This is a genomic window from Nevskia soli, from assembly GCF_903970205.1.
Lineage (GTDB): Bacteria > Acidobacteriota > Terriglobia > Bryobacterales > Bryobacteraceae > Bog-113.
Map to the genome: position 1 here is coordinate 1 of NZ_CAJCHS010000148.1, position 6552 is coordinate 6552.

At 57.5% G+C, this 6552-nt stretch carries 6 protein-coding genes; 3 read left to right on the forward strand and 3 right to left on the reverse strand.

The window, feature by feature from the left end; translation table 11 throughout:
- The first annotated feature begins 86 nt into the window (after nucleotides 1–86).
- The gene (locus tag H1Y01_RS06755; RefSeq protein WP_180539680.1) at nucleotides 87–875 is read left to right on the forward strand and encodes a class I mannose-6-phosphate isomerase; all 789 of its coding nucleotides are present in this window, start codon (nucleotides 87–89) and stop codon (nucleotides 873–875) included.
- Here H1Y01_RS06755 and H1Y01_RS06760 read toward each other — a convergent pair.
- On the reverse strand, nucleotides 844–1554 hold the full coding sequence (locus tag H1Y01_RS06760) for a methyltransferase family protein (protein ID WP_180539681.1): 711 nt from the start codon (nucleotides 1552–1554) through the stop codon (nucleotides 844–846). The genes H1Y01_RS06755 and H1Y01_RS06760 overlap by 32 nt on opposite strands.
- A 44-nt stretch (nucleotides 1555–1598) precedes the next feature.
- A complete protein-coding gene (locus H1Y01_RS06765; RefSeq protein ID WP_180539682.1) occupies nucleotides 1599–2261 on the reverse strand; it encodes a hypothetical protein in 663 nt (220 codons plus the stop codon).
- 47 nt (nucleotides 2262–2308) lie between these two features.
- Here H1Y01_RS06765 and H1Y01_RS06770 point away from each other — a divergent pair, with 47 nt between their 5' ends.
- Nucleotides 2309–2506 carry a hypothetical protein gene (locus H1Y01_RS06770; RefSeq protein ID WP_180539683.1) on the forward strand — a complete coding sequence of 66 codons (198 nt, stop codon included), beginning with the start codon at nucleotides 2309–2311 and terminating at the stop codon, nucleotides 2504–2506.
- A gap of 227 nt (nucleotides 2507–2733) precedes the next feature.
- Nucleotides 2734–4656, forward strand: a complete 1923-nt coding sequence (locus H1Y01_RS06775; protein WP_180539684.1) for a hypothetical protein — start codon at nucleotides 2734–2736, stop codon at nucleotides 4654–4656.
- Nucleotides 4657–4665: 9 nt separating this feature from the next.
- On the opposite strand, the gene H1Y01_RS06780 is transcribed toward H1Y01_RS06775, so the two are convergent.
- Complete coding sequence (locus H1Y01_RS06780) at nucleotides 4666–6495, reverse strand: ATP-binding response regulator (protein ID WP_180539685.1); 1830 nt, start codon at nucleotides 6493–6495, stop codon at nucleotides 4666–4668.
- Nucleotides 6496–6552: the final 57 nt, after the last annotated feature.

The following is a 6552-nucleotide window of genomic DNA, read 5'->3' on the forward strand; positions in this document are numbered from 1 at the left end:
AATGAGCACGTTCGTATCTCTTATGCGACTTCGATGGGCGAACTCGAGCGCGGGCTCGATCGGATTGAGGAGTTTGTGCGCGGTTTATGAGCGCGCGGGCGATTGAGCCTAAGTTCGTCGAGAAGGTGTGGGGATCAAAGCATCTGGAACCCTGGTTTCCGGACCGGCAGGAGAAGACCGGCGAAGTTTGGTTTCCCGCGGGTGAGTTACTCATCAAGTTTCTATTTACCACCGAGGACTTATCGGTCCAGGTGCACCCGAGCGACGCCTATGCACGCGAGTATGAGCATTCGCGGGGTAAGACGGAGATGTGGCACATCCTGCGGGCCGAGCCGGGCGCGAAGGTAGCGCTGGGTTTTCGATCGCGCGTGGAGCGGGAGGCTTTACCCGAGCTGGCGAGAAGCGGCGTCATTGTAGACCGGCTGGCGTGGTTTGCCTGTGAACCGGGCGATACGTTCTTCGTGCCCGCCGGTACTGTACATGCGATCGGACGCGGGTTGGCGCTTTGCGAAATCCAACAAAACTCCGACGTTACTTACCGGCTCTATGATTATGGCCGGCCGCGGGAGTTGCATCTGGAGAAGAGCCTGGATGTGGCTAAGGTAGGAAAACATCCCGGCGCCCTGCGGTCGCGCGATGCGGAAGATGGGCGAGAACTGCTAGTAAGAGGTCAGTACTTTGAAACCGAGAAGCTGACTGTTGCCGGCGCACGCGAGGTTCCTGAAGGCTACGCGGTGATTCTTGAGGGGGACGGCACGATCGATGGCGAGCCGTTCCGCCAAGGGACAGTGTGGGAAGTGGAGGGAACGGCGACCGTACAGGCGGATACTCCGGCTACTCTGCTCACGACTCGTGTTCCGAACTTACGCGAGTAAATGGGTACTTAGTCGCTCGGAGATACGGGAAGAATCTCTTGGTGCGATGCCGGTATCGGGCAAAGTCGGCGCCAAACTCTGTGTGTAACATGGCGTCTTCCCGGCGGATGCGCCAGGCGACAAACGCCGCCGCCAAGACGAAAAGCGGAATCGCCAGAAGACTGCGAAACGCCAGGGCGACTCCAACGATGTTGAGTATCAGTCCAAGGTAGATTGGGTGGCGGATTAGCCTATAGATGCCGGTCTGTATCAACTGGTGGCCGTTCCGCAAAGTTACATACATGCTGTACTGCCGGCCTAGAGTGCGTTGTGCGACTAACTGCACGGCCGCCCCCGCCGAGAACACGACTAAACCGATCCAGCGGAGTTCCGCAGATTCGGCGAACGTCAGAATCCCGCGACGGTCATCGCATGGAAGCAGCCAGCATAGGAGTATACCGGTGAGGCCGCTGACCGCCGGCGCCCAGCACTGTTGCGCCTCGTGTTTCCTCTCGACGGCGAAGGCGTCCGTCCTCAGGGAGAAAATCTCGGCGATATGTCGACAGATGAGGATCAACAGAAGCCCCAGCCGGGCGCGATCTGCCAAAAAGCCGCCGCGGTCGTCCGGGCCCCACCCGATGAAGAGCAGGGCGCAAACGAGTAAGATCCGTAACAACGCGACAAGAATCTTGCGTTTCATAGTAACGATTGCTACCGGTCTAAGTTCCCTAAAGTCTCCTTGAGTTATAGGAAACTAAGGATCGTACCGACAACTCCGGCAGCCGTTCCAACGTCCTTCACAACGGTGCCGATGGTGGACATGACGCTGGAACCACCGCTCTTATGCGCCGCGGCGGCGCGCTGGGCTGCTTCCCGCTCCTTCTGTTCTTCCTTGGCGAGTTCAGCCTTCTTTTCGGCCGCTACCTTGTGATCGTGGCGCTTCCGGGCTTCTTCTTCGGCTTTTTGCAGCTCTGCTTTCTTCTTCTCCTGAGCTTCGAAGCGTTTCGCACGGCCTTCGGCGGAAAGCGCGAAATCATATTTCACGTTCCAGTCGTGCTTGCCGGCGAAGGTCTTGAAGTTGTCCTTCAGAACGTCACTCTTGCCTTGCTGACTGGACTGCACGCCGTTCGAGGCATCTCCGGCGTAGTGCCACACGATGATGCCGCCCAGCGTGCTCCTTAGCGCTAGGGCAACGTCGATATCGTAACCGGGCTTTTTGCCTTTGTAATCTATCGAGAACAGCCAAGTGCCGTCCGGATTGACGGTCAAATTGACTGATCCCTCTTCTTTCGTGAACTTATAATTCACGACGATCGGACCCGTGGTGGGCTCCGCATGTCGTGTTCCTGATGTCTCGCCGGCCGGGACTACGGGTGTTGCAGTGAGAGCGGGTGCTACGTCTGCCATTGTTTTATCTCCATTTTGTGGGGTCAAATTCGATCCACGCACTGTCCATGCACCCCGTAGCATGGCGCCAGCACGCCGTGGCGTTAGACCAGGACGAGGTCCGCCGTGAAGCGGCGGCCAAGCTAACTGAAATTAGGATGGCGAATGGCCCGATGAGGCAGTCCGCCGGACTCGCGCTCGTATCCGCGGGATACCCCGTTGGAGCGCTCTACTTTCGCTCCAACTTAGTTAGCGACGGCGCGTAGAAAATGGGCCAGTGTTTTTTTACGTTTCTTGAACCTTCGCAGATTGCGGGAGGTCGAATGATCCGGTTGATCCGAGCAAATAGTGAGGCAACCAGTCGGGTGAGGCTTCTACGATCACGCCTGTGTTACGAAGATTTCAGTACCGGTACAATATGAATCCGCAATTGTAACCAAGGGCCGGATTGACAGCGCGTTTTCAAAGACACTATCATTGCAATACAACCCAAATGTATAATCATCGAATTCTTAGCGCCGCAGCGCTGATTGTGTTCCTTTCATTCTGTATCCGGCCGTCGGTGGCGGCCCCTTGCGGCGTGAGTGCCCCCAACATTGCGGGCGGTCAATATGATTCGTACCGGACCAATTCAAACCTGCAGGAAGCGGTGCTGAACCCGGCCAGCGTGGCAAGCGGGTTTGGGTATCTATTTCAATTGGCGCCGGCTGCGGGTCAGGCCTATGCGCAGCCTCTCATTCTTCACAATTGGACCATCGCGGGAACCTGTTATGCAACCGTGGTCTTCGTCGCGACGATGCACAATCAAATTTTTGCCTTCGATGGAGACAATCCAACGGGCGCCGCGCCCATCTGGAAGAGCGCGAACTTTGCGACGGCGGCCGCTTCCGGCTCGGTTTATTATCCGGCGGTGTACTGCAAGGGAAACGTAGGTTTCACCCATGCCGGAATTCTAAGCACGCCGGTTATCGACACAACTAATGAATTGATGTACTTTGTGACGCTGAACGATACGCAGAAGGCGGCAACTTGCACGGCCGCGGGCAGCACGGGTTGGGTCTATACCATCCACGCGATATCGTTGAGGAACAACTCAACGTTCGGGCTGGATTTTCTACCGCCGCACGACATCAATCCGGATATGGCGCCCTTCGGTTTCGTTGCTTCGAACCAACTGCAGCGACCCGCGCTTGCCGAGATCCACAGTACGATCCTGGTCGGCTTCGGATTCGGGACATCCGGTACCTCCGGGAATGAACTCGAATCGAGTTATCAGGGCTGGATGGCAGAGTATAACTTCTGCGCGACTGGCAGCGCCAGCTGTCCGTCGAGCACTTGCTTATCGCGCTCGAACTGCTCATTCTTTTTGTCGTCGGCGAAGGCGCCCGGGCCTCTCTCACCGGTCGGCGCCGGAGTTTGGATGTCGGGAATCGGTCCGGCCAGCGACGGAACGTTTTACGCGTACTCGACCGGCAATGGATGCCGGCCGGAAGCTTCCACCACTCCCAGTACCTGCACCGCGATAGCCAACAACGCATTGGGCGATTCCGTGGTATACCGCCCGCAAGCCGCTAACAGTAATCCCGGTTCAACGTTCACCCCGGTGAACTCAACGGAAACTCCCGGCTACGCGAATTACTATGTCGACGACTATAACGACCTTGACTTAGATGCGGGCGGCGTCCTAATGATCCCGCCGACGGCTCCGAATGCAACCAGCAGTTATTTAATAGCCTCCGGAAAGGCTGGACAGACGTATCTTCTTCAAACGGCCAACTTAGGCGGGTTCACGAGCACACCGTACCAGAATTTTCTAGCTTCGGCAAGCGTGGCGCCTTGCGCCGCTCCTTTTCCCGTCTCTCCGCAAACACCGGTGTATTCGGGTATTGTTCCGCTGGGAAGCGGATGCGCGGAGATTCACGGTCCGGCTTACTGGAACCTGGGCGGAGGCTCCGGATTCTACTTCGTGTGGGGCTTCAACGATGTTCCGCGCGGGTACTACTTCAACGGTTCTTATCTCGAAACAAGTGCAACGTCTGGAGTGCATCCGATCACCGGTTCGACTGCTCCCGGCGGCGGTGGACAACTGGCCGTTTCAGCGAATGGCGCGGATCCAACGAGCGCATTGTTGTGGGCCACGACGTCCAACGGCTTCACGAACACCGGCTCTTTTCAACAAGGCGCCTTGACGGCATTTCAGCTTTACCAAACCGGTGTGGGCTATGAAATCCAACCTGTATTCAACAGCCAGACTGCAAGCGGGCAGGTTTTTACCGCCCAACGGTATGTCGCGCCGCTGGTGAATAACGGAAAGGTATATGTGTCGACCGCCAATGGTGGAAACGCCGCCATCTTTGTGTACGGGCCGTGCTCGCAGGGTCCGAACGGTGCGTGCGGCGCCCAGCCGGCCGAATAAACCGCGGGTTTATATACCGGCGTTGGCGACAAGCGCTCCCGCGGCGTGAGTCTTGAAGAAGTCTCTTACCTGCCGTTCAATGTGTTCCGGTTCGAGCGCCTGGGCGTCCGTTGATGCGAACTTGAGAAATGGAGTATTCGTCCTTCGTGCTCGGATTCGATCCATAGCCCGCCCGGTTGCTCGCGGCGACCCATCGCTGTCATAGAGAACGATTAGATCGATTTCACCCGGATATAGCTCTGCGACGAGGCTTGCCTCCCCCAGGGTCGAACTATCCAGGACTAAAGCGTGTTCCCCAGCTGCTGTTTGAGTCCGCGCGATCAATTCCTTACTCATTCCGATCGCCAGAATGACTTGGTGCGGTATCTGCGCGGAGGCCGCCGCGGAGTTGCGCGATTCATGCCGCGGGAGAAATACTTCGAACATCGAGCCGCAATCCGGCAGTTCCGATTCCCGCGTGAAGCCTTGGGAAGCCACCGCGATCGCGTTCACGATCGATAAATCTACTCTTAGCGGATTGAAATTGAAGGGGAATGGTTCTTCGCAGGGAGTCTGCGTATCTTGTTCGAGCAGCGGTTCGGAACACACGGCCAGCCGCACGTACGCCCGGTTTCGAGAGCCCCTAAATGGCTGGATCTGAACGTCTGCCGTAATGGTGATTGTTCCTCGGCCTTGAATCCGATGCTTCGCGTCGAACACAAGATGCATGAGCAACTGCTCGAAATGACTGCCTGTGCTCAGCACGTATCCGGTGTCCGGTTCCGCATTCACCACAACGTCCATGTCGCTCCCACCAAATCCTTTGAGCAACGGCTCCGATTCAAACAGGAAGTCGCCTACGTGCAACGCGCTCGCGGGCCCGTGGGATTCACGGAAATCCAGTAGCTGCATGGACATGTCTTTGCCGGCCATACTCGCTCGCCGAACCAGATCGAGATCCGTCTGCCGATCGGGTCCCACTAATCGCGCCGCGCACTCGTCTACTAAGTCGAACAGGCCGTAAAACTCGCGCGCGACGCCCTGCGCGAGTTCGCCGGCGACAAATAGATGTCGTTCCTGGGCGAGCTGCTGTTCTTCCCGCTTCTGAACGGTTACGTCGTGTAGGGTTAGAAAGACTCCCGCGCGTTGGCCCACCGGCGTTACCGCGAACTGGCCGGTGACGTCAGTTGGAGACTGGCTCCTGGTTACCAACACGCTGTCCCGCGGGACCGCACACACGCCCGCCTGCGACACGGCCTGGCGAAGCAAATGTGCGGTGACCCGATTGCCTTCGCTGTCTTCAAGGGGCGCTACCTCCGCCAAGGATTTGCCGGCTGCGTCGGAATGCATCCAACCCGTCAGGCGCTCGGCGGACGAATTGAGAAAGAGCACCGTGCCGGAAACATCGGCAACGACGATTGCGTCCGGTAACCCCTGCAGGATAGCCGACAACATCTTTCGGTGAGATTCCGCTTGGCGCTCGACGCGATGTTTGTGAATCGACATCGTAACGATTGCTTTCAGGTTGGTGTTTCCGAGCGGCTTGACGATGTACCCGAACGGCTCCGTTTCCTGGGCGCGCTGTAGCGTCGCCTCGTCGGCGTGGGCCGTGAGATAGATTACCGGAACTTCATAGCGCTCGCGAACGATTTGCGCCGCGTCGATGCCGTCGAGCGCTCCCTGGATGGAGATATCCATAAGAACCAGGTCGGGCGGCTGCTCTTCTATCTTTCGAAAGGCATCGGCTGCGGTTCGAGCAGTCCCCGTGACGACGAACCCTGATTTAGTAAGTTGCTTCTGGATGTCCAGCGCGATGATAGCTTCATCCTCCACAAGTAACACGTTTGGCGCCTTATTCATTTGTTGGGACTCCTCTAATTATTCTTGCGGTGAGGCTTCATGCGGTTACGGCGGCTT